This window comes from Sphingobium sp. HWE2-09, assembly GCF_035989265.1.
GTDB lineage: Bacteria > Pseudomonadota > Alphaproteobacteria > Sphingomonadales > Sphingomonadaceae > Sphingobium.
Genome location: NZ_JAYKZX010000001.1, coordinates 927,100 through 948,308 on the forward strand (window position 1 = coordinate 927,100; position 21,209 = coordinate 948,308).

General features: G+C 61.1%; 21 protein-coding genes. 13 read left to right on the plus strand and 8 right to left on the minus strand.

Going from position 1 to position 21,209, the window contains the following annotated elements; all coding sequences use genetic code 11:
- Positions 1 to 9: 9 nt before the first annotated feature.
- Both pdxR and U5A89_RS04255 read right to left on the minus strand, forming a co-directional pair.
- A complete protein-coding gene (pdxR, locus tag U5A89_RS04250) occupies positions 10 to 1,485 on the minus strand; it encodes a MocR-like pyridoxine biosynthesis transcription factor PdxR (protein ID WP_338160164.1) in 1,476 nt (491 codons plus the stop codon).
- A gap of 230 nt (positions 1,486 to 1,715) precedes the next feature.
- Positions 1,716 to 2,330, minus strand: a complete 615-nt coding sequence (locus U5A89_RS04255; protein WP_338159915.1) for a TetR/AcrR family transcriptional regulator — start codon at positions 2,328 to 2,330, stop codon at positions 1,716 to 1,718.
- A 129-nt stretch (positions 2,331 to 2,459) separates the two neighbouring features.
- Here U5A89_RS04255 and U5A89_RS04260 point away from each other — a divergent pair, with 129 nt between their 5' ends.
- The 7 genes from U5A89_RS04260 to U5A89_RS04290 all read left to right on the plus strand — a co-directional run bounded on the left by U5A89_RS04260 (position 2,460) and on the right by U5A89_RS04290 (position 8,733).
- Positions 2,460 to 4,445, plus strand: coding sequence for a flavin-containing monooxygenase (locus tag U5A89_RS04260; protein WP_338159916.1), 1,986 nt, complete (start codon positions 2,460 to 2,462; stop codon positions 4,443 to 4,445).
- A 79-nt stretch (positions 4,446 to 4,524) separates the two neighbouring features.
- Positions 4,525 to 5,592, plus strand: coding sequence for a hypothetical protein (locus U5A89_RS04265; RefSeq protein WP_338159917.1), 1,068 nt, complete (start codon positions 4,525 to 4,527; stop codon positions 5,590 to 5,592).
- 123 nt (positions 5,593 to 5,715) lie between these two features.
- Positions 5,716 to 5,901, plus strand: a complete 186-nt coding sequence (locus U5A89_RS04270) for a hypothetical protein (protein ID WP_338159918.1) — start codon at positions 5,716 to 5,718, stop codon at positions 5,899 to 5,901.
- Entirely contained in the window at positions 5,898 to 6,074 is a 177-nt protein-coding gene (locus U5A89_RS04275) for a hypothetical protein (protein WP_338159919.1), read from the plus strand. Before U5A89_RS04270 ends, U5A89_RS04275 begins: the two co-directional genes overlap by 4 nt.
- 44 nt (positions 6,075 to 6,118) lie before the next feature.
- Positions 6,119 to 6,541 (plus strand): VOC family protein, encoded by a 423-nt coding sequence (locus U5A89_RS04280; protein WP_338159920.1) that lies wholly within the window; start codon positions 6,119 to 6,121, stop codon positions 6,539 to 6,541.
- A 130-nt stretch (positions 6,542 to 6,671) separates the two neighbouring features.
- A complete protein-coding gene (locus U5A89_RS04285; protein ID WP_338159921.1) occupies positions 6,672 to 7,061 on the plus strand; it encodes a VOC family protein in 390 nt (129 codons plus the stop codon).
- Between the two features lie 175 nt (positions 7,062 to 7,236).
- Positions 7,237 to 8,733 (plus strand): hypothetical protein, encoded by a 1,497-nt coding sequence (locus U5A89_RS04290; protein ID WP_338159922.1) that lies wholly within the window; start codon positions 7,237 to 7,239, stop codon positions 8,731 to 8,733.
- Here the strand turns inward: U5A89_RS04290 and U5A89_RS04295 are convergent.
- Positions 8,730 to 9,824: a helix-turn-helix transcriptional regulator gene (locus U5A89_RS04295; protein WP_338159923.1), complete on the minus strand. Its 1,095-nt coding sequence runs from the start codon at positions 9,822 to 9,824 to the stop codon at positions 8,730 to 8,732. The genes U5A89_RS04290 and U5A89_RS04295 overlap by 4 nt on opposite strands.
- A gap of 201 nt (positions 9,825 to 10,025) precedes the next feature.
- Here U5A89_RS04295 and U5A89_RS04300 point away from each other — a divergent pair, with 201 nt between their 5' ends.
- Positions 10,026 to 11,633, plus strand: a complete 1,608-nt coding sequence (locus U5A89_RS04300; protein ID WP_338159924.1) for a flavin-containing monooxygenase — start codon at positions 10,026 to 10,028, stop codon at positions 11,631 to 11,633.
- Positions 11,634 to 11,661: 28 nt separating this feature from the next.
- On the opposite strand, the gene U5A89_RS04305 is transcribed toward U5A89_RS04300, so the two are convergent.
- From U5A89_RS04305 to U5A89_RS04325, 5 genes are read right to left on the minus strand one after another with little or no spacing between them, the layout of a single operon-like run.
- Positions 11,662 to 12,285 carry a LutC/YkgG family protein gene (locus U5A89_RS04305; protein WP_338159925.1) on the minus strand — a complete coding sequence of 208 codons (624 nt, stop codon included), beginning with the start codon at positions 12,283 to 12,285 and terminating at the stop codon, positions 11,662 to 11,664.
- A complete protein-coding gene (locus U5A89_RS04310; RefSeq protein WP_338159926.1) occupies positions 12,282 to 13,691 on the minus strand; it encodes a lactate utilization protein B in 1,410 nt (469 codons plus the stop codon). Before U5A89_RS04310 ends, U5A89_RS04305 begins: the two co-directional genes overlap by 4 nt.
- Positions 13,688 to 14,446 (minus strand): (Fe-S)-binding protein, encoded by a 759-nt coding sequence (locus tag U5A89_RS04315; protein ID WP_338159927.1) that lies wholly within the window; start codon positions 14,444 to 14,446, stop codon positions 13,688 to 13,690. The genes U5A89_RS04310 and U5A89_RS04315 overlap by 4 nt, the downstream gene beginning before the upstream one ends.
- The gene (locus tag U5A89_RS04320) at positions 14,443 to 15,207 is read right to left on the minus strand and encodes an L-rhamnose 1-dehydrogenase Lra1 (RefSeq protein ID WP_338159928.1); all 765 of its coding nucleotides are present in this window, start codon (positions 15,205 to 15,207) and stop codon (positions 14,443 to 14,445) included. The genes U5A89_RS04315 and U5A89_RS04320 overlap by 4 nt, the downstream gene beginning before the upstream one ends.
- Before the next feature lie 19 nt (positions 15,208 to 15,226).
- Positions 15,227 to 16,084, minus strand: a complete 858-nt coding sequence (locus tag U5A89_RS04325; RefSeq protein WP_338159929.1) for an IclR family transcriptional regulator — start codon at positions 16,082 to 16,084, stop codon at positions 15,227 to 15,229.
- Between the two features lie 188 nt (positions 16,085 to 16,272).
- Here U5A89_RS04325 and rhmD point away from each other — a divergent pair, with 188 nt between their 5' ends.
- The 5 genes from rhmD to rhaT all read left to right on the plus strand — a co-directional run bounded on the left by rhmD (position 16,273) and on the right by rhaT (position 21,209).
- Positions 16,273 to 17,457 carry an L-rhamnonate dehydratase gene (gene rhmD / locus U5A89_RS04330; RefSeq protein ID WP_338160165.1) on the plus strand — a complete coding sequence of 395 codons (1,185 nt, stop codon included), beginning with the start codon at positions 16,273 to 16,275 and terminating at the stop codon, positions 17,455 to 17,457.
- Between the two features lie 24 nt (positions 17,458 to 17,481).
- Complete coding sequence (locus tag U5A89_RS04335) at positions 17,482 to 18,339, plus strand: 2,4-didehydro-3-deoxy-L-rhamnonate hydrolase (RefSeq protein WP_338159930.1); 858 nt, start codon at positions 17,482 to 17,484, stop codon at positions 18,337 to 18,339.
- A complete protein-coding gene (locus U5A89_RS04340) occupies positions 18,336 to 19,085 on the plus strand; it encodes an SDR family NAD(P)-dependent oxidoreductase (protein ID WP_338159931.1) in 750 nt (249 codons plus the stop codon). Before U5A89_RS04335 ends, U5A89_RS04340 begins: the two co-directional genes overlap by 4 nt.
- Before the next feature lie 160 nt (positions 19,086 to 19,245).
- Entirely contained in the window at positions 19,246 to 20,148 is a 903-nt protein-coding gene (locus tag U5A89_RS04345; protein ID WP_338159932.1) for an amidohydrolase family protein, read from the plus strand.
- Positions 20,145 to 21,209: an L-rhamnose/proton symporter RhaT gene (rhaT, locus tag U5A89_RS04350; RefSeq protein WP_338159933.1), complete on the plus strand. Its 1,065-nt coding sequence runs from the start codon at positions 20,145 to 20,147 to the stop codon at positions 21,207 to 21,209. Before U5A89_RS04345 ends, rhaT begins: the two co-directional genes overlap by 4 nt.

Sequence of the window (21,209 nt, forward strand, 5' to 3'; positions counted from 1 at the left end):
AGTGGATTTTCACGATCTGGTGCAATCGCGCAACGCCGTCAGCACCGCGCGCGCTTCCGCTTCGTCCAGGCTGGCAAAGCCCAGGCGCAGCCCGCGATCGGCGCTGTCATCGGCGGCATAGCTATGCGACGAGGCGAAGCTGAGGCCCAGTGCGGGCGCCCGCGCTTCGATCCGGTCGAGCGCGGTGAGATCACGGAAGCGTAGCCAGAAGGCCAAGCCGCCATCGGGGACGCGATAGTCGATCACATCGCCCAGAGTGTCGTCGAGACTACGCGCGAAGGAGTCGCGACGGGCGGCGTAAATCTGGGCGGTCTTGCGGATGTGGCGGCGCACTTCGCCGCTTTCGAGCAGATGGGCGGAGACCAGTTCGGTGATAGTGTTGCCCATGCCGTCGATCAGCGAGATCTGGTAGGCGAGCGCGTCGATCACCTGCGGCGCGGCGGCGATGTAGCCGATGCGCAGGGCAGGCACGAGCAGCTTCGACATCGATCCGGCATAGATGACCCGCGCGGGCGCATAGCTCGCCATGGGCAGCAGCGGTTGCGCGCTGAAATGAAATTCATGGTCATAATCATCCTCGATGATCGCGAAGGCGAATTGCCGCGCCAGTTCCAGAAGGCGCAGGCGGCGGTCGGGCCGCATCGAGACGGTCGTCGGGAATTGATGATGGGGCGTGACGAAAATCGCGCGCACGCGATGCTGGCGACAGGCGCGTTCGACATCGGCGACGTCGACGCCGTCCTCATCCAATCCAACGGTCACGATCTTCGCGCCGCAAGCGCGGAAGGCGGCGACGGCGGGTTCGTAGGTAAGCCGTTCGACCAGCACGGCGTCGCCGGGCCGGATCAGGATGCGGGCGGTCAGGAACACGCCCATCTGGCTGCCGCGGGTGATGCAGATATGGTCGGGCCTGACCATCAACCCGCGCTGACGCCGCAGCATATCGGCGATCTCGCGGCGCAGATCGGGCGATCCGCGCGGATCGCGATAGGACAGGCTGTTGGTGCGGGCGGCATCCTCCGCCGCCTTGCGATAGGCGCGGGCCAGCAGGTCGGCGGGTAGCAATCGCCCGTCCGGCACGCCTTCGTCCAGTTTGCGCCAATGGCCGACCGGTATGGCGATCGGCCGGTCCGGTGCGGCAAGGAACGGATATTCGGTGTCATCCGGAGCGATGGCTGCTGCGGTGGGCAGATGCGGCACGGCGGCCGCCTCGCCGCGTGGCAGCGACGTCGATACGCGCGTGCCACGCGTACCGGCGCTCGCCAGCCAGCCTTGGGCGATCAATTCTTCATAGGCGGTGACGATCGTCTTGCGATTGACGTCCAGCGCGTCGGCCAGGTCGCGGCTGCTGGGCAGATAGTCGCCCGGCCGCAGTCGGCCGCGCTCAATCTCATGCACCAATCCATGGGCGATCTGCATATAGCGCGGGCTGTCCGGCGCGATCTTGACGCGTTCCTTCAGCAACAGGGTCCAGGGACGAAGCATCGTTTCAGCATGGCGATCACGGCTGGTGAAATCCAGCATCGGTTCGGCATTAATCGCGCTGACGGTGGGCGGCCTGAATGGCAACACATAAAAATCTGTCGCTCGTGCGGCTTGGCAATCACGCGTTCGACGCCCGTTCGCACGGCCTGCATCGCCGCACTGGACATGGCAGGCCACCAAAACATTCTAAAAGCAGTCCAGCAGTCGATGTCTGCTATAAGCAGATGGTGTCAATCGATGCCGTTGAGGAATATATTCGTCACCAGTTCGGCATGCCGCAGCATCTGCGTCTCCGTCATCGGTGGTTCGCCAAAGAGAAGGCGTCGCTGCCATTCACCAAAGGCCATTGTCACGAACTGGGTCGCCAACTCGCGGGATCGGTCTTTAGCGACGCCGTGGCTTTCCAATATGCTCGCAACCGGGGCGATCTGATACCGTTCGAACTGGATACGCGCGATCTGGCGCAACTCTTCGAAGGTGCCGCCTTCGCGATAGATCAGGGCGCTGATGCGCAGCGCCTGCGGCACGAATAACTGCCGTTGCATCGCGTTGGCGTAATTTACCAAGCCTTCGCGAAGTCCCATCTCATGAGATGGCGGCACGGGTTGAATCTGGCGGCCGGAAAATTCGAGACAGGCTTCGAACAAGGCGAGCTTGTCGGGATAGTAATTATAGAGTGTGCGGCTGGAAACCTGGGCCTTCTCCGCAATGTCCCGCAGCGACGCGCCATGAAAGCCGGTGCGCGCAAATTCTTCCAGGGCCGTGACGATCAGCCCCCATCTTTTTTGTTCGGCTTCCTGCGCGCTGGGTCGGCCTGCGCGACGCTTGGGCGCTGCTATGCTCATTTCGGACCCTTTTGCAGATAGATTGGATGACGGCAAGCGGGGCGGTTGACCTATTACACGTACGACTGTAATTAACGTATGAAGATTCGGCGACAGTCCGAATGAATATGGAGACAGAGGATGCAGGATATGAACTCCGCCCGTCCCAACGCCGACGACGGCGCGCTTGATGCGGCCATTGATGGTCTGGATCCCGTCCTGGCGCTGATGGCGTTGGTGCAGATCACGGGCGATCGCACGTTGATCAATCGCTACTGGAACGACATCGACGGTCGGCAGGAAGGGGTTGTCGAAGCATTCCAGGACATAAACGCTCATGAGGCGCGCGAACCGATCAATCCGGCGATCGCGAGCGAAATCCGCGAAAGTCTGCGCGCGGCCGTCAGCGCTGGCAAGGCGCCGGTCATGCCGCAAATCGACATGCCGATGTTCCGCAAGATGTCGCGCCTGCTGCTGGGCAAGGACTTTCCTGAAATGTCGGTCGATGTCGCCTTCCAGCATGGCGGTTTCACTCGCGATACGCGGGTACGCGCGGCAAAGGACGTGCCGCCCGCCGATTTTAAGGTGATTGTCGTTGGTGCCGGCATGATGGGCATCAATGCCGCGATCAAGCTGCAGCAGGCGGGTTTCGACTATACGATCCTGGAAGCAATGGACCAGGTCGGCGGGAACTGGCTGACCAACACCTACCCGGGCGCAGCCGTCGATACGCCGAGCCGGGTCTATTCCTTCTCGTTCGAGCCGAATGCATCCTGGACCCAGTTTTTCCCCCGTGGTCCTGAATTCCTCTCCTATCTCGATCGCGTGACCGACAAATATAACCTGCGGGATCGGATCAACTTCGGGACGCGCGTCGAGGGCGCCGAGTGGGACGAGGCGCGCAAGCTGTGGACCGTGAAATCCGTGCGTGACGGCAAGGCTGAAACGCAGGAATGCAATATCCTGATCATGGCGGTGGGGCCGAACAACAACCCCAATTATCCGGATGTCAAAAATCTGAGCGCGTTCAAAGGTCCGGTGATCCATTCAGCGGCATGGGACAGTGCGGTCGACCTGACGGGCAAGAAGGTCGTATTGGTTGGGACTGGTTGCTCCGGCGTGCAGGTATCGACCGCGATCGCCGACAAGGTCGGCGAGTTGGTCATCGTTCAGCGCCAGAATGAATATATCATCCCCAACCCCCAGGCCCATGCCCCGATCGACGAACTGGAGCGGACCGCGATGGAGCGCATTCCGTTCGTCGTGAACTGGAAGCGGTTGCAGAGCCTTGAGAGCCAGATGGGCGACATGCACGGCATGGTCATGAAGGATGAGGACTATGCCGCGAAGACCGGCGGGTTCGGGCCGATCAACGATGGCATGAAAATGTACGCCAATGCCTATCTCAAGAGCCATTTCCCCGACGATCCGGGCATGGTGGCGATGCTGACGCCCGACTTCCCGGTGTTCGCCAAGCGTCCTATCCTCGATTGCGGCTTCTACGACACGCTCAAGAAGCCCAACGTTTCGATCGTTCGGGGGCAGCTTGCCGAGGCGGATGAAAAGGCGGTGATCCTGGCTGACGGGACGCGGATCGAATGTGATGTGCTGCTACTATCGACCGGCTATAATCTGCACTTCGGGCGCCAGTTCGACATTCGCGGGACCGGCGGCCAGACGCTGAAGGAAGCCTTCGAACCGCATCCGTTCAGCTATGAAGGCATGTTGATCACGGGCTTTCCCAACTTCGTGTTCATGGGTGCGCCCTACAGCTATCTTGTGGCCAATCATGCGGTGGTGAGCGAGCAGCAGACCCATTATATTATCGAATTGCTGCAATGGATGGTGGACGACCATCTTGCTTCGTTCGACGTGACGCCAGAGGCCACCAAAGCCTTTGTCGATGACGTGGATGCCGAACTGCAGAAAACCGCATGGGTCCAGCATGGCAGCGCTGGCGGTTATTATCGCGACAAAGGCGGCGACGGCAAGAAGAAGGTCATTCTGGCGATACCGCGCCACAATTCCCGAATCTGGCACGATCTGCGCTCTCCACGGGAGGAGGATTTCAACATCATAGTGCGTGAAGACGCCGCCGCCCCCGCTGTTCGCCAGATGGAAATGCTGACGATCTGACGCGCTTTTCATTCAACTAATATGCCGCGCACGCGCATCCCGCGCTGCGCGGCGGCCAGGAACCATGGGAGGTTCGATCATGTTACGTGAACTCGCCGAGAATTTCCGCCCCGTTGGTCAACCGCAACTGATCGAGAATGCGTATAGCAGCGACCAGCATGCCCGGCTGCTGAAGGTGGTCCGTGACAATGGACCATGGCCGCTCATCATGGCCGAAAATTTCAGCACGCCCGAAGAGGTGATCGCCACCACGTCGGCGGCTGGCAAGCAGTTGCCCGAAGGCGTGAAGCTGACATGGGACATGATCGGACTGAACCCGGTATTTCGCGGATATCTGGCGCGTGGGGGCACATGCTTCTACCCCGAGCTGGAAGATTGCTATTATAATTCGCATTTCCTCGAACTCGTTCGCAACTATTATGATTGCCAATATGCGGAACCGGAAACCTTCCTGTTCAACATTCAGGGACCAACGCCGATAGGCGGGCCGCCGCATCTCGACGGCACGGTCTTTCGCGGCATGACGATGGACGACACGCCGCTCTGGCTGTTGCTGACCATGGCTAAGTCCTGCTTGTTCAACCACTGGCGGTCGAAGAAGGGCCAGGTCATCGCCTGGTATTATAACGGGAAAATCGGCGGCGGATTCAATTGCTGGCCCAATGGGCCGAGCGCCGAGCCGATGCAGATCAATGCGCCGATGTGGGGCCGTGCCGTCGTCGTGGAAAACGAGATGATGTTCCATCACGGTCAGGCAACCGGGCCGGTCGCGCTGCGCAAACCGCAAGGGATGGACATCACCACCACCTTCGGCGCGGACCCGGACGATGCGACGGGCTGGCAGTTGGAGACGTTCGGCAAGGTCATCCAGAAAGTGCCGGAGCCGGAGATGCGCTTCCTGGTGCATTGGGGCGCGCGGCTGTTCAAGGACATGGCCGATTTCAAGCGGACCTATGAGCATAGCGACGATATCAACGCGGACATGGCGATCAACATGCTGATCGACGACATGAAAAAGCGCGGCATCCAGTTCGAGGTGCCGACCGATCCGCTGCACGACAACGCCTTCGTGGGCCTGTTGGCGGGCGTCTATGATATTGGCGGCCCGGCCAATATCCCGGCGGACGCGCTGGACGAGGCCGCCTGAGCGCGCCTTGGCGCCCAACAGATAGTCTTTGGCAGACAAGCGCATCGCGGCCGTGCGCGAACCGATGGAATCCAGGCGAGATCCTGATTGCCCGAGCAAGTATCGCCCAGGGGGAGGTATGACATGATCCAGAGCCCCGATCTTTCGGGCAAGGTCGCGCTCGTTACCGGCAGCAGTCGAAGCATCGGGCGTGATCGCCCAGTGGCTGGCCACGGCAAGGGCCACCGTCGTGGTGACGGCGCGGTCGCTCCATACGCCTGCTTCGGCTGCGCGCGCAGGCGCGTCGGTGACGGTATCGGATCGGCGTGACGCCCGAGCAGGCGGGCCAAACCATTTTGGATGGCATCGCGGCCGGTGATTTCTGGATATCGACGCATCCCGAAACGACCGCGCAGATCGCAAAGGGACGATCGGAATATCTGGCGACCCTGGCACGACCGATGCTCGCCGAGCAGGCGCGGGCTTTGGTCGAAGATATTTGAAGCAGGCATCACGCGCCGACGGACTGCAAAACAGGAGACTATCCATGGCAACCCAGATACCTCACGCAAAAACGCTGGATACCGACTTCATGTTCACCAAACTTCAGGTCAAGGATCTGGAGAAGGCGGCGACTTTCTACAGTTCGGTCCTTGGTCTTGTCGAAATGCATCGCGTCGAGGCGGAGATTACGGGACGTCCGGTCAGCGAAGTCATATTCATGCCGACCTACGAAGGTGGCCCGATGTTCATCCTGGCCCGGTTCCAGGATATTCAGGCGCCCGCGGCCAACGAATTGATCCTGGGTTTTGCCACCAAGGATATTGCAGGACTCCTGTCACGGGCGGAACAGGCAGGCGGAAAGGTCCTGGAAGCCGCGCGCGAGGTTCCGGGGATGGGGGGCATGCAGGTCGCCTTCATTGCCGACCCGGAAGGCCATGTGTTGCAGCTGAGCCAGCCCGGCGGCTGATGGCTGTTCAGAGAAAGCGTGTGCGGCTTTCAGTCATTTACAGGCGCGCGTCGGGTGGGCCGTCCCGACGGATCGGGGCGAGCATGCTTTGCCCACCGCTATTTGTCATCTGTCATAAGGAGATTTGGTTATGACCGTTACCGCTTTTGCCTACGCAAAGACCGTCGTTTCAGATAGCGATGCGCTTACGTCTTTCTATACCGGCGCGCTTGGGTTCACCGCCGCCATCCGTATCGAGGAAGGGGAAGGCGACGACAGGTTCGTCGAAAATTTCCTGTCGACAGGGGCGGGGGCGGCCCCGCAGCTTGTGCTGATAAGCTATGCCAACCGCACGGCGCCTGCCGTCGGGGAATCGATCGTCGCGATAATGGTCGATGATGTTGACGAGACGCTGGCGGCGATCGAACGGGCCGGGGGGCGGACGACGGTCCCGGCCTTCGATGTGCCTGAACACCAGATGCGTATGGCCTATGCTGCAGATCCCGAAGGCCACAGCATCGAATTGATGAAAATCGGCTAGCGCAGGATGCCCCGGCCAGATGGTGCGGGCTACGGTAAAAGTGGCGAAATCCACGGCCCTGCACATGTTTATTCTGCGCGTAGCCCGTTCTTTTAGGGAAAGAAGGTTGATGATGACGGAGCTTTCAGGACGTCCCGCGACGCGATGTCAGGTTATCGCCGATCATGGCGCAGCCGTGACGTCCGGAACCACGGCGGGTGGCTCGGTCCTTCATCACCTGCCAAAAGGTACGCTGGTGGTTTGCGCGGAACGGTCAAGCAGCGAGACGGGCGGTGACCGGATGCGCATTGCCAGCCCTGGCGGATGGGTCGATGCCGCTGCGCTGCAACCGGCCGCTGCCGTCACCACCGCGCTGCTGGATTATGAAATATTTCTGGAGCGGCACCGCTGCGTTTCGCCCGGCGATCAGTATGGGCTGCCATTTCCGATAGATCTTGATGGCCTTCGCGAGGCTGGGCCGGATTTCCTGACGGCGGCGTTTCGCGCGTCCGGCGTCATGTCGGCGGACAATCATGTCACGGATATCGTGGCGCTCGACAAACTGGACATTCGCGGCGCATCGGAAAACGGCTTGTTGACCCTGGCCTATGCGCGCGACGAGCCGGATTTGCACACCGATTTGTTCGTAAAGTTTCCACCGACGGACGTTCATCACAAATATGGGCTGCTGCGTTTGTCCGATGGTGAGATCACGATAGGCCGCCTGTCGCGCGAGCGGCAGCTTCCGGTAACGGTCAGCCAATATTATTTCGGCGATTACAGTGCCCATACCGGCAATTATATATTGATAACCGGGCGGGTGCCGTTTGGCGTCGACCCTGTAGAGCCAGCCTATCGCAAGGGATATGATCATGATGTCCCGCATATCGAGGAGCATTATGAAGTCCTCACGCGCAATCTGGCTCGCCTGGTAGGGGCGCATAAGCGCGGTGACCTGGGACTGGATATTGAGGAGATTTTTCCGTTCGCCAAGGCGGCCCGCGATTTCGATCCTATTTTGGATGTGGAGCAGCGACTGGACAAATTGATCGATTTTATCGGTCGCATAGCGCCAAGACTTTTCAAGCCTGAAGTAACGACGCCGTCGTTCCTGAAACAATGGCGGGAGGATGTGCTGTTCGGTCTGGACCATAAGGATCAGGTGCTGGCCTATCTTCTGTCCGATGCCGATTATACCGGACTGTGCCATATCAACCTGAACGTGGACAATGCCTGGTTCTGGCGCGATGGTTCAGGTCAACTCCAGGCGGGGCTGCTGGACTGGGGCGGTGTCGGCCAGGCGAGCCTGGCGCAGGCGATCAGCGGCATGATGATGATGCCCCAACCCGAAAAGCATATCGCCTTGGTCGATCGGGTGATCGATGTGTTCCTGGAGGAATGCGCGGCGCAGGGTTGCCCGGCGATCGACAGGGCGGAGCTTTATTTTCAATATAAGGCGTCGATCTATTCGACCGCCATCTGCACATTCGTCACCATTCTTTCGGACGTCGTGCAGATGTTTCCCGAAGATTATTTCGCGTCCATGGACAATCGGATGGACGCCCGTCTGCTGGAAACGGGGTTTTACAGCGCGGTGGTGTGGATCGACAACATGCTGCGCGAATGGCTGGACGATCTGACGCCCGGCGATGCATGTCGTCAGATCGTTGCACGCGCCGTATCGACAGGCTAGCTTCGATCCGGATCGGCGCGGGGCGGATGACCCCCGCGCCAGACCGAGGGGGAAAGCCCCGTTGCGGCGCGAAAGGCCCGCGACAGTGCGGTATAGTCCGCATAATTGGTCAGCCGGGCGACTTCGCTGATGGAAATACGTGGATCGGCCAAAAGACGCTGCGCCCTATCGATCCGGGCGCGCTGCTTTATGGCGCGCAGCGTCGTGCCCTCGTCGGCCAGCCGCCGATTGAGCGTACCGACGCTGATCGCAAAGCGCGCGGCAAGCATCTTTGCCGACGGCAGGCGGGCGCCACGCTCAAGCGCGGATTGGAACACGCCCTCGACCAATTCGACATGCCGCACGCCGAACGACTGCGGCTCGATCGGGTCGTACGGAAAATGATCGAGCCACGCCTCCAGGTCGGCCGCATTGCGTCGTACCGGACGCTCCAGCAGCGTTGCCGGGAAACGCAGGGCGTTTCTGCCCGCCTGATGCCGGATCGGGTAGGGCATTAGATGGACGAGCATCTGCCCGATGCCGCGCGGGGAATAATCCATGTCCACCTCGATCACTGCGAGTTTTTCGCCGATCAGCCAGCCGAACAGGCGACTAAAAGACGACAATCCGGTCAGGTCGGTAAGATAGGCCGCCGCATTTCTGCTGTCGCGAAGCGGGTCCATCACGAAAATGGCCGATTGCCCGTCAATCTCCAGCCGATGTTGGCCCAGTCGGGGATGCAGCATGGCGACGAAGTCGAGCAGCCGCGCAATGGCTGCGCCCAGGCTGGTGCAGGTAATGACGCAGTGGCAGAGCATGTCGAACTCGGCCTTCCTGAACGGCAAGCGTCCTTCCCGTCGGCTGGCTTCGCGGTCCAGCGCAGAGACGCACAGGGCGTAAAATCGGGCGAAGTCGCCATGCGGAATTGGATGATTCCAGCCGTCCTTCAGGATGGTTTCCGTTGGCCAGGGCAGGCCCGCCTCGTCCAGCAACGGCTGCGCGCATAAGCCATGATCCGCCAACAGGCCCAGCAGTTCCTTCAGGACGGATGCGGAGACGGCCGGATAGGCGGTACGCGTCAGATGCTTGGCGCTGGTGATTCTTTTTGTCATGACTTTTGATTCAATCCGACATTTTCACCATGGTTGGCAATCGCATAAAGATGGACCGTCGGATCGGCGATGCATTGCAACGGCAGTGATTGTCGATGGCGAACAGACCCAGGCATCTGGCAGGTCTGCGCACGCCTACTGGCGTAAGATATAATGGCCGCGACATGGCGACCAGTAAAATAGGTTTTGGAGGGATGGTTCTTGTCCACGTCTGACACGGAAACAGTCGATATCGTCATCATCGGCGCTGGGTTTTCAGGACTTTATGCGCTGCACCGGATGCGCGGGTACAACGTCCTGTGTTTCGAGGCGGGCGACGGTGTCGGCGGCACATGGTATTGGAACCGCTATCCTGGCGCCCGGGTCGATATCCAGAGCGTGGAATATTCCTACAGTTTCGACAAGGAACTGGAGCAGGAATGGAGTTGGCCGGAATATTTCTCCGGCCAGGCCGAACTGGAACGCTATGCCAATCACGTCGCGGATCGCCATGGCTTGCGCGACCGGATCAGGCTGTCGACCCGCGTCATGTCGATGCGGTTCGATGAACCAACCAATCGTTGGCATGTCCGCACCGACAAGGGCGACCATGTGATATGCCGATATGTCGTCGCGGCGACCGGAAGCCTGTCTGCGCCCAATACGCCGCCATGGCCGGACCGCGACCTATTCAAGGGCGAAATCTATCATACGACGCAATGGCCGCGCGATGGCGTCGATCTGGCCGGCAAGCGCGTCGGTCAGATCGGCACGGGATCGACCGGCATACAGCTTGCGCCGATGCTGGCCGAGCAGGCGGAGCATCTGACGGTCTTTCAGCGCACGCCCGCCTTTGCGATGCCATCGGGCAACCGACCGATGGATGCGGCTTACGAGCAGGAATGGAAGGCCAATTATCCCGAACGTCGTCAGCAGATGCTGGAAACATATGGCGTGTCGATGGTGCTCAAGGCGCCCGACTTTTGCGCCTATGAATGCACGCCTGAACAGCAGCAGGATATTTTGGAGAAGGCCTGGACTTCCCAGAGCGCATTTCAGTTGCTTGTGGCTTTCAAGGATATCGCCACTGACGAGCGGGCCAACGCGCTGGTCGCGGAGTTCGCGCGCGGGAAGATCCGGGATATCGTGAAGGATCCGGCGACAGCCGAACTATTGTGCCCGACGACCTACCCCATCGGCAGCAAACGACTGTGCATCGAAAACGGCTATTTCGAGATGTTCAACCGGGATAATGTCACGCTCGTCGATGTGCACGCTGACCCGATCGTCGGTTTCACCGAGACTGGCCTGCGGACTGCAAATGGTCGCTATGACCTGGACGTTATCGTGACGGCCACTGGCTTCGACGCGATTACCGGTGCGATGGCGCGGATCGACATTGAAGGCGTAGATGGCATGTCGCTTGCGGAAAAGTGGGCGGACGGTCCGACGGTCTGGCTGGGTGCGATGGTCGCGGGGTTCCCCAACCTGCTCATGATCCATGGGCCGATGACCCCCGGCGCGCAGGCGCAGATGTTGATGTCGGGCGAATGGCAGGTCGATTTCGTCGCCGACATCATCGAGGAGATGGATCGTGATGGTTTATCCCGCATCGATGTGACGACCGAGGCGGAAGGGTGGTGGGCGCAGGAGGTCGACAATTGCTCTCAACTCACGCTCCATCGACTTGCGGACTCCTGGTACAACGGCAAGAATATCGAGGGCAAACGGGGTGGCTTCATGATCTATGTCGGCGGTTTCCCCCGCTATGTCCAACTGTGCCGGGATGCGGTGCAGAACGGGTATAAGGGGTTCGTCCGCTCTGCCTAATTAGCAGCCAGCGGATGAACGATATTCACTATAGTCGCGACCCGCGTAGCAGGATCACATGCAGGAATTGGGGGCCGTGTGCGCCGCGGACATAGGTGCCCTCGATATCAGTGGTGCCCGATACGCCCGTGACCCAATAATGGGCGCGCGGTTGCAAGCCGATCAATGGGGCATCCTCCAAATAAGGTACGATGTCCTTCGTAGCCAGCAGCACGATATGATGGAGCGCCAGGAAATTAGGGAGCATCGGTGCGTGCGCTGCCGTTTCGAATATCAACGATCCGGTTTCCGCTATGCCTTTGCGGGCGACGGCGATGGCGGCGTTCTCATCGGGCGCCGCGTCCGCATGCAGAGTAAATCCGGACCAATCGCATCGGGTGAGGTGCTGATCGGGGGACATACAAAGCGTCGGCGGTTGGCCTTGTTCGTCCAAATAACGCGCAACGGCTACCGGGAGATCGTCAATCCGGGTTATGACGTCATGGCTGGCGCTGACGGACGGCAGGGCCAACCGGGCCAGAAATTCGGCCTCCAACGCGCCTTCATCGACCAATGGTCGTTCAGGCTTGCCGATCAGGGCATCGGCCTGCGCCTGGATGTCGCCGGGGACATCCCTTTTCAGGCTGGATAGGATCGCATCGCGGGCGCTCATGGGCGGTGGTCCTTCTTATATTGCGCCATGAAGCTATGGCGTGCGGGCTTGGGCAGGTCGCGATATCTGGTCCATCCACCAGCGAGCGGGAGCTGATTGATCCAGCCGCCTTTACCCATCCATTGCATGGCCCATAGGGCGATCCCGGTGCCAAGGCGATAAAGGGCCGGGCGGCGCGCAACCCATGCCCATATGCCAAGGCCCCAACGCATGGATGTAGGTTCCAACCCCTCACGCCAGCTTTTCTCGCGCCAGCCGCGCAGCAGCGTGGGCAGCGGGATGCGGACCGGGCATACTTCCTGGCATTTGCCGTTCAGCGTACACGCATTGGGCAGGTCGCGGCTCTGCTTCAGCCCGTCGATCGCGGGGGTCAGCACCGATCCCATCGGGCCGGGATAGGTGCCGCCATAGGCGTGGCCGCCGATCTGCCGGAACACGACGCAATGATTCATGCACGCGCCGCACCGGATGCAGCGCAACATTTCGGCGAGGCCTTCCTCGCGCATCTTCGTGCGTCCGTTATCGACCAATATGATGTGCATCTGTTCCGGCCCATCCCGGTCGTCGGGACGCTTGGGACCGGTGTAGAAGGTCGTATATTGGGTGAGCGCCGCTCCGGTAGCCGATCGCGCCAGCATCCGCAGCATGTGGATGGCATGGGGCATGGACGGCACGATCTTTTCGATGCCTGCCGTCACGATATGGATGCGCGGCGGCACCAGCGATAATTCGGCATTGCCTTCGTTAGTGACGGTGCAGACTGCGCCTGTGTCCGCGATCAGGAAATTGGCGCCCGATATTCCGACATCCGCGCCCAGCATTTGCGTCCGCAATTCCCGCCGGGCGCTTTCCGCCATGGCCGCGATCGTCTCCTCTTCATGGGGACTGCGATGCTTGGCTTTGAACAGTGCCGACACCTGCTCACGCGTCTTGTGCATGGCAGGCCAGATGATGTGGGAGGGGCGTTCATCGGCAAGCTGAATGATATGTTCGGCCAGATCCGTCTCGATCCGGCTGATCCCGGCCTCCGCCAATGCGTGGGGCAGGCCGATCTCTTCGCCCAGCATCGACTTGGACCGCGCAACGCTCTTTGCCCCGGACGTCTGGCAGATGTCGACGACGATCTTGCAGGCCTCGCTTGCGGTGCTTGCCCAATGGACTTTGGCCCCGGCGGCGATCGCGTTGGCCTCGAACTCTTCCAGATAATAGCCCAGATGCGCGATCACATGATCCTTGATCGCGGCGGCGCGTGTCCGGGCAGCCTCGAAATCTGGGAAGGCGGCGACGGCGACACCGCGTTTGGCTTCGGCAGTGCCCGCGGTGCGCTCGACCGCTATCTTCAGGGTCGGGTCGGCCAATGCCGCATCGACGCGTGCGTGGAAGTTATCGGCAGAGGCAGCGTTCATGCCTCTTCCCCGATCGCGGGACCATCGCCCATGTCGGCGATCAGTTCGATCGCGTGATAGGCGCGCACCTTGCTGCCTTTGCGATGGAGCTTCCCCGCCATGTTCATCAGGCAGCCCAGGTCGCCGGCCAATAGCAGGTCGGCGCCGCTCGCATCGATCGCGTCCGCCTTTTCGCCGACGATCGCGTTGGAGATAGCGGGATATTTGACGCAGAAGGTGCCGCCGAAGCCGCAACATGTCTCCTCGTCCGCCAGTGGCGCGAAGGTGAGGCCATCAATGTTCTTCAACAAGCGTCGGGGTTGCGCCTTGATCCCCAGTTCGCGCAACCCGGAGCAGCTGTCGTGATAGGTGGCCTTCGCGTCGAGCGTCACCCCCTCGGGGCGCCAGCCGCATATCTCGTCCAGATAGGCCATGATCTCGAAAGTCTTGTCCGCCACGGCCTGCGCACGCGGCAGCCATTGCGGGTCGTGCTGGAATATTTCGGGATAATGGCAGCGTATCGTTCCGGCGCAGGAACCCGATGGCACGACCACCGCCGCATAGGGTTCCAGCGCTGCGATCGTCTGCTTCGCCAGTTCCACGGCATGTTGCCGGTCGCCGCTGTTGAGCGCAGGTTGGCCGCAACAGGTCTGCCCCTCCGGCACGACCACGCTGCAGCCTGCCGCCTCCAGCGCCCGGATGGCGGCAAAGCCGATGCGGGGGCGCATCAGGTCGACCAGGCAGGTGACGAATAGGGCGACCGGCTTCGTCGTCATTGCAGATTCACATACATCCCGCCATCGACCAGCAGCGCCGCGCCGGTGACATAGGCGGCCATGTCCGATGCCAGGAATATGATCGGCCCGGCGAGATCTTCGGGCTGGCCAAGGCGGCCGAGCGGGGTGCGGGCTTCCATATATTGGCGCTTCTCGACGTCGGCCAGATCATCCTTGTTGATCTCGGTCAGGATGGTGCCGGGCAGCACGCTGTTGCAACGGATGCCATATTTGCCCAGTGCGATCGCGGTCGATTGCATCAGCGAATGCACGCCAGCCTTCGTCGGGGTGTAATGCGTCTGGAACTCCCCGCCGACCAGCGCGGAGATGGAGGAGACGGCGACGATCGATCCGCCATGCCCCTGTTTCACCATCTGCTGGGCAGCCGCCTGCACCATGAAATAGGCGCCGTGCAGGTTCACCTTGAATGTCCGCTCGACCACATCGACCGGCATGTCGAGGAAGCCGTGGAAGGGGCAGATGCCGGCGTTGCTCACCATCACATCGACCTTGCCGAACGCATCGACCGCGCGCGCCACGAAATCCTGCGCGGTCTGCGGGTCGGCGACGTCGCCCTTCACCGCGATGGCCCGCTGACCCAGTGCCTCGATCTCGGCCACGCAGCTTGCGGCGGGACCATCGCTGTTCGCATAGTTGATGACGACATCGGCGCCATGCTGCGCCGCGCCGATGGCGGCGGCGCGGCCGATGCCGGTCGATGCGCCGGTGACGAGGACGGTCTTGCCTTCAAGCAGCTTCATGGGTGAATTTCCTTGATCATTAGTGCCGCACGGGGCGGCGGGGTGGTTTGACGCCGGGGGTCCAGCCCAGATCGGCGCTGATTTTGTGCGCGGTGGCGCGGACATCGTCGCTCAACGCGGCCATGCGATCATCGTCCATATATTGGGCGGCGCTCGACAGGCTGATAGCAGCGACGATCGCGCCCGATGCATCGCGGATCGGCGCGGCGACGCAGCGAATCTGATCCTCATTTTCTTCCAGATCGAATGCACGTCCGGCCGCGACATAGCCGCGCATCCGCGCCAGCCATCCGTCGGGATCGGCGTCATGCGTGCCGTTGGCCCGCTCGCTTTCCAGCATACGGGTCCAGTGCGATTCGGGATCATCGATCAGCAACGCCTTGCCCAGGCCGGTGGACGTCAGCGGCTGGCGATCGCCTATGCGGCTGCTGATCTCCACGCGGCGGCGGCCGGGGATCTTGTCCAGATACAGCGCCTGATCGCCATCCAGCCGACCCAGATGCACCACATCTTCGCTGGCGGCCGCCAGCGTCTCCAGATACGGTCGGGCGATCTGCACCACGTCGGTCTGGCTTTGCGCCAGGAAGCCCAGCTGCAATAATTTCGGCCCCAGCTGATAGCCCTCGCGCGGCAGGAATGTCAGGAAACCACGCTCCACCATGGCGTTGGCCAGCCTGTGTGTGGTCGATCGGGTCAGCTTCATCCGTTCCGACAGGTCGGCCAGCTTGATCGGCCCGTCGATCACCTGGTCCAGCAAATCCAGGCCACGTTGAAGCGTTTGCGAGCCGGAAGCCTTGGATGGTTCCGCCTTTGCCTTTGCCTCCGGCGCCAAAATTTCCGGCACGTCCGATTCTGGGTTTGACGTTTTCTGTCTCATCTAATAATACTCTATCCCACAAAATGAGAAAAACAAGGGTGAAGGTGAGGTTGTCTTGATTCTTCCAATCATGACGCCGCCCGCACAGCCCGGCTTTATCGGCATTTTGACCATATGTTGCATATATCAACCGGCGGCTCCCACATATTGGGCAGCGGCATGGTTTAGGGAGTGATTGCGTGCCGACCGTGACCTTGCCGAAGATCAAACATGTTCGCGCTTTCACCGTACGCGGTGGTGGTGCCGACTATCACGACCAGGGCGAAGGCCACTGGATCGACGATCATATCGCGACGCCGATGTCGAAATATCCCGAATATCGCCAGTCGCGACAGAGCTTCGGCATCAATGTGCTCGGCACGTTGGTGGTTGAGATCGAAGCCGAGGACGGCACCGTCGGCTTCGCGGTCACCACAGGGGGCGAACCGGCGGCCTACATCGTGGAAAAGCATCTCGCCCGCTTCCTGGAGGGTCGCGCGCCGACCGATTACGAGAAAATCTGGGACCAGATGTATTTCTCGACCCAATATTATGGGCGCAAGGGGCTGGTCGTGAATGCGATTTCCGGCGTCGATCTGGCGCTGTGGGACTTGCTGGGCAAGTTGCGGCAGGAGCCGGTCTATCATCTGCTGGGCGGCGCGGTGCGCGACGAACTGCAATTCTACGCCACCGGCGCGCGCCCCGACAAGGCGAAGGAATTCGGTTTTATCGGCGGCAAGATGGCGCTGCACCACGGCCCGGCCGAAGGGATTGAAGGCCTCAAGAAGAACATCGCCGAACTGGCGGATATGCGGTCCAAGGTCGGCGACGATTTCTGGCTGATGTGGGACTGCTGGATGGCGCTCGACGTCGACTATGCGACCCGCCTTGCCATTGCGGCCCATGATCTGGGCCTCAAATGGATCGAGGAAGCGATCAGCCCGGACGATTATTGGGGCTATCAACAGCTCAAGCGCAATGTGCCCAAGGGCATGCTGGTCACCACCGGCGAGCATGAGGCGACCCGCTGGGGCTTCCGCATGCTGCTGGAAATGGATTGCTGCGACATCATCCAGCCCGATGTCGGCTGGTGCGGCGGCGTCACCGAACTGCTCAAGATCAGCGCGCTGGCCGACGCCCATGGCAAGATGGTCGTGCCGCACGGCTCGTCGGTCTACAGCTATCATTTCGTCATCACCCGCCACAATTCGCCCTTCGCCGAATTTCTGATGATGCATCCGGGACCGACGGAAGTGGTGCCGATGTTCCATCCCCAGTTGCTGGCCGAACCGGTGCCGGAAAATGGCCGCATGAAGGTGACCGCGCTCGACAAGCCCGGCTTCGGCGTCGACCTGAACCCCGACATCGCGATGCACCGCCCCTATACCCACTGATTGCCGTAAAGAGAGACTGATCCCATGAAATTCGTTCGTTTCGGCCAGCCCGGCCAGGAAAAGCCCGGTGTCATCGACAGCGATGGCAAGATTCGCGACCTGTCGGGCGTCGTGCCCGAATTGACCGTCGCTACGCTGGCCGCCGCCAAGGCCGCCGACATCGCATCGCTGCCCATCGTCGAAGGCGAACCGCGCTATGGCGTGCCGGTCAAGGGCATCGGCAAGATCGTCGCCATCGGCCTCAATTATGAGGATCATGCGATCGAATCGAACCTGCCGATCCCGACTGAACCGGTCATGTTCATGAAAGCGCTGTCGTCGCTGAACGGCCCGAACGACGAAGTCGTGCTGCCCAAGAACAGCAGTCATGGCGACTGGGAAGTCGAACTGGGCGTCATCATCGGCGAAACCTGCCGCTATGTCAGCGAAGAAGACGCCTTGTCGAAGGTCGCGGGCTATACGCTGGTCAACGACGTGTCGGAACGCTTCAACCAGAAGCAGCGCGGCACCCAGTGGAGCAAGGGCAAGGGGCATGACACCTTCTGTCCCGTCGGTCCATGGCTGGTGACGCCGGACGAAGTGGGCGATTGCCAAGACCTCGACATGTATCTCGACGTCAATGGCCAGCGGATGCAGACCGGCAACACGAAGACGATGATCTTCACTGTCGCCCAATTGATTGCCTATGTCAGCGAATATGTCACCCTCTATCCCGGCGACCTGATGATCACCGGTACGCCGCCGGGCGTGGGCGAGGGCAAGAAGCCTGACGCCATCTACCTAAAGGCCGGGGACGTCATGGAACTGGGCATCGCCAAGCTCGGCGTTCAGAAGCAGAATGTCTCGGAATGGCGTAATCTTGGCGACGTGGTGCTCGGATGAGCGTCTATGCCGGCCGTTTCGCGGGCCGCAACGCGATCATCACCGGCGGCGCGTCCGGCCTGGGCAAGCAGGTCGCCGCCCGCATCATCGCCGAAGGCGGCAAGGTGGCGCTGTGGGACCTCAATCCCGACGCGCTCGTCGCCACGAGTGATGAAATCGACGCGACCCATGTGGTCGCGCTGGACGTGTCCGACCATGCCGCCGTCGCGGCCGCCGCCAAGGACAGCGCGGCAGCCTTGGGCAAGGTGGACATCCTGATCTGTTCGGCCGGGATCACCGGGGCGACCGTACCTGTCTGGGAATTTCCGGTCGAAAGTTTCCAGCGGGTGATCGACATCAACCTCAACGGCCTGTTCTACTGCAACCGCGAAGTCGTGCCCTTCCTGCTCGAAAACGGCTATGGCCGGATCGTCAACTTGGCGTCGGTCGCGGGCAAGGAAGGCAATCCCAACGCCAGCGCCTATTCGGCGAGCAAGGCGGGCGTCATCGGCTTCACCAAGTCGCTCGGCAAGGAGCTGGCGGGCAAAGGCGTGATTGCCAATGCGCTGACCCCCGCTACGTTCGAAAGCCCGATCCTGGAACAGCTGCCCCAGAGCCAAGTCGATTATATGCGCTCGAAAATCCCCATGGGTCGCCTGGGTCTGGTCGAGGAATTGGCCGCCATGGTCTGCTTCATGGCCAGCGAGGAGTGCAGCTTCACTACGGCATCGACATTCGACACGTCGGGCGGCCGTACCACCTTCTGACCCAAAGTCGGGGCGCGACTGGCCGAAAAGAGCCGGAGCGCCAAGACCAACGATATTCTGACTTCCGTTCGCCCTGAGCCTGTCGAAGGTCGCCTTCTCTTTAAATAGAAGGGTTTCGACAGGCTCAGCTCGGACGAGGGTCATGTTAGCGGAGAGGTTAATGATCCCCTTTGTCGATGCCCATATCCATCTATGGGATCTCAGCCACATCCGTTACGACTGGCTCAGCGCACCTTTCTCTGACGACGGCCCGAACGGCAGCGTCGAAGCGATCGCCCGAAATTATGGTGTCGCCCAATATCGCGCCGACCTCGACCGCTGGAACGTCGTGGGTGCCGTCCATGTCGATGCAGGTGCGGCGGCGGATAGCGCGTTGCGCGAAACTCAATGGCTCGATGGCTTGGCGCAGATCGAGGGCTTGCCCACCGGCTTCGTCGCCTTCGCCGCCTTGAACGATCCCGACGTCGACGCCCTGCTAACCGCTCAGGCCGCGCATCCTCGCGTCAAAGGCATTCGCCATATCGTCAACTGGCATTCCGACCCGAAACGGACCTACGGTCCCGTCGATCTGACCGTCGATCCGCAATGGCAGGCGGGCTATGGCTTGCTGGCGAAACATGGGCTGTCCTTTGACCTGCAATGCTATCCAGGGCAGATGCCGGGCCTCGCCCCGCTGATCGAACGTCATCCCGACATCCCCGTCATCATCAACCATATGGGCATGCCGGTCCTTACCGACCCGCAGGGTTTGGAGGATTGGCGCAAGGGCATGACGGCGCTTGCCGCGCTACCTCATGTTGCGGTCAAGCTGTCGGGCATGGGTTTCATCCGGCGCGACTGGACGCAGGCATTGATCGCACCGCTGATCCGCGAAACCATCGACCTGTTCGGGATCGACCGTTGCGCTTTTGCCAGCGACACGCCCACCGACAAGCTGTTCGGTCCGATCGACCGCTATATGGAAGCCTATCACGCCATCGTCGCGGATTTCGCACAAAGCGACCGCCGCGCCCTGTTCGGCGGCAACGCCAATCGCCTCTATCGTCTGGGACTTGACCTATGATCGGAAATCCACTGCTCGGCGTCCTCTTCCACTGGTTGGGCGGCCTCGCTTCAGCCAGCTTCTACGTGCCTTATCGCGGCGTGAAGCGTTGGAACTGGGAAATCTTCTGGCTGACCGGGGGCATTTTTTCCTGGGTGATCGCGCCCTGGTTTTTCGCCTCGATCCAGACCCGCGACCTGATGGGTGTGATGGCCCAGGTGCCTTCATCCGTGGTTGGCTGGTGTGTGTTCTTTGGCTTTCTCTGGGGCTTTGGCGGCCTCACTTACGGCCTTACCATGCGTTATCTCGGCCTGTCGCTCGGCATGGCGGTGGTGCTGGGCCTGTGCACAGTGTTCGGCACATTGATCCCGCCGATCGTCGATGGCACGTTCATGACGGAAATTGTTGGCACGCTACACGGTCAGATCGTGCTGCTCGGCCTTGCCGTCACGATATTGGGCATCATCGTCGTCGCCATGGCTGGCGCGCGCAAGGATGCGGCGTTGTCGGCCGATCAGAAGGCTGCGGCCGTCGCAGAGTTCGATTTCAAGAAGGGCATCGCGGTCGCCATCTTTTCCGGCATCATGTCCAGTTGCTTTGCCTTCGGCCTCGCCGCCGGGCAGCCGGTGAATGAACTCAGCCGTGCGGCGGGCACCGGACCGCTGTGGGTCGGCCTGCCGACGCTCTGCATCGTCATGTTCGGCGGCCTGATCACCAATGCGCTCTGGTGCGCCTGGCTGATCGTGAAGAACAAGTCGGCAGGCCAATGGGTCGGCGCGGCGGATGCGTCGGGTCAACGCCCGGCATTGCTTCCCAACTTCCTTCTGTGCGCGCTTGCGGGCACGGCCTGGTATTTCCAGTTCTTCTTCTACACTATGGGCGAAAGCCAGATGGGTCGCTTCGGCTTTTCCAGCTGGACGCTCCACATGGCCTCGATCATCATCTTCGGCACGTGCTGGGGCTTTGCATTCAAGGAATGGAAGGACGCCGCGCCAGCGGTCCGCCGGATGGTGTGGAGTGGGGTTGCGCTGCTGATATTGGCGACCCTGATCATCGGCTATGGCAACCGCCTAGCCGTTTGA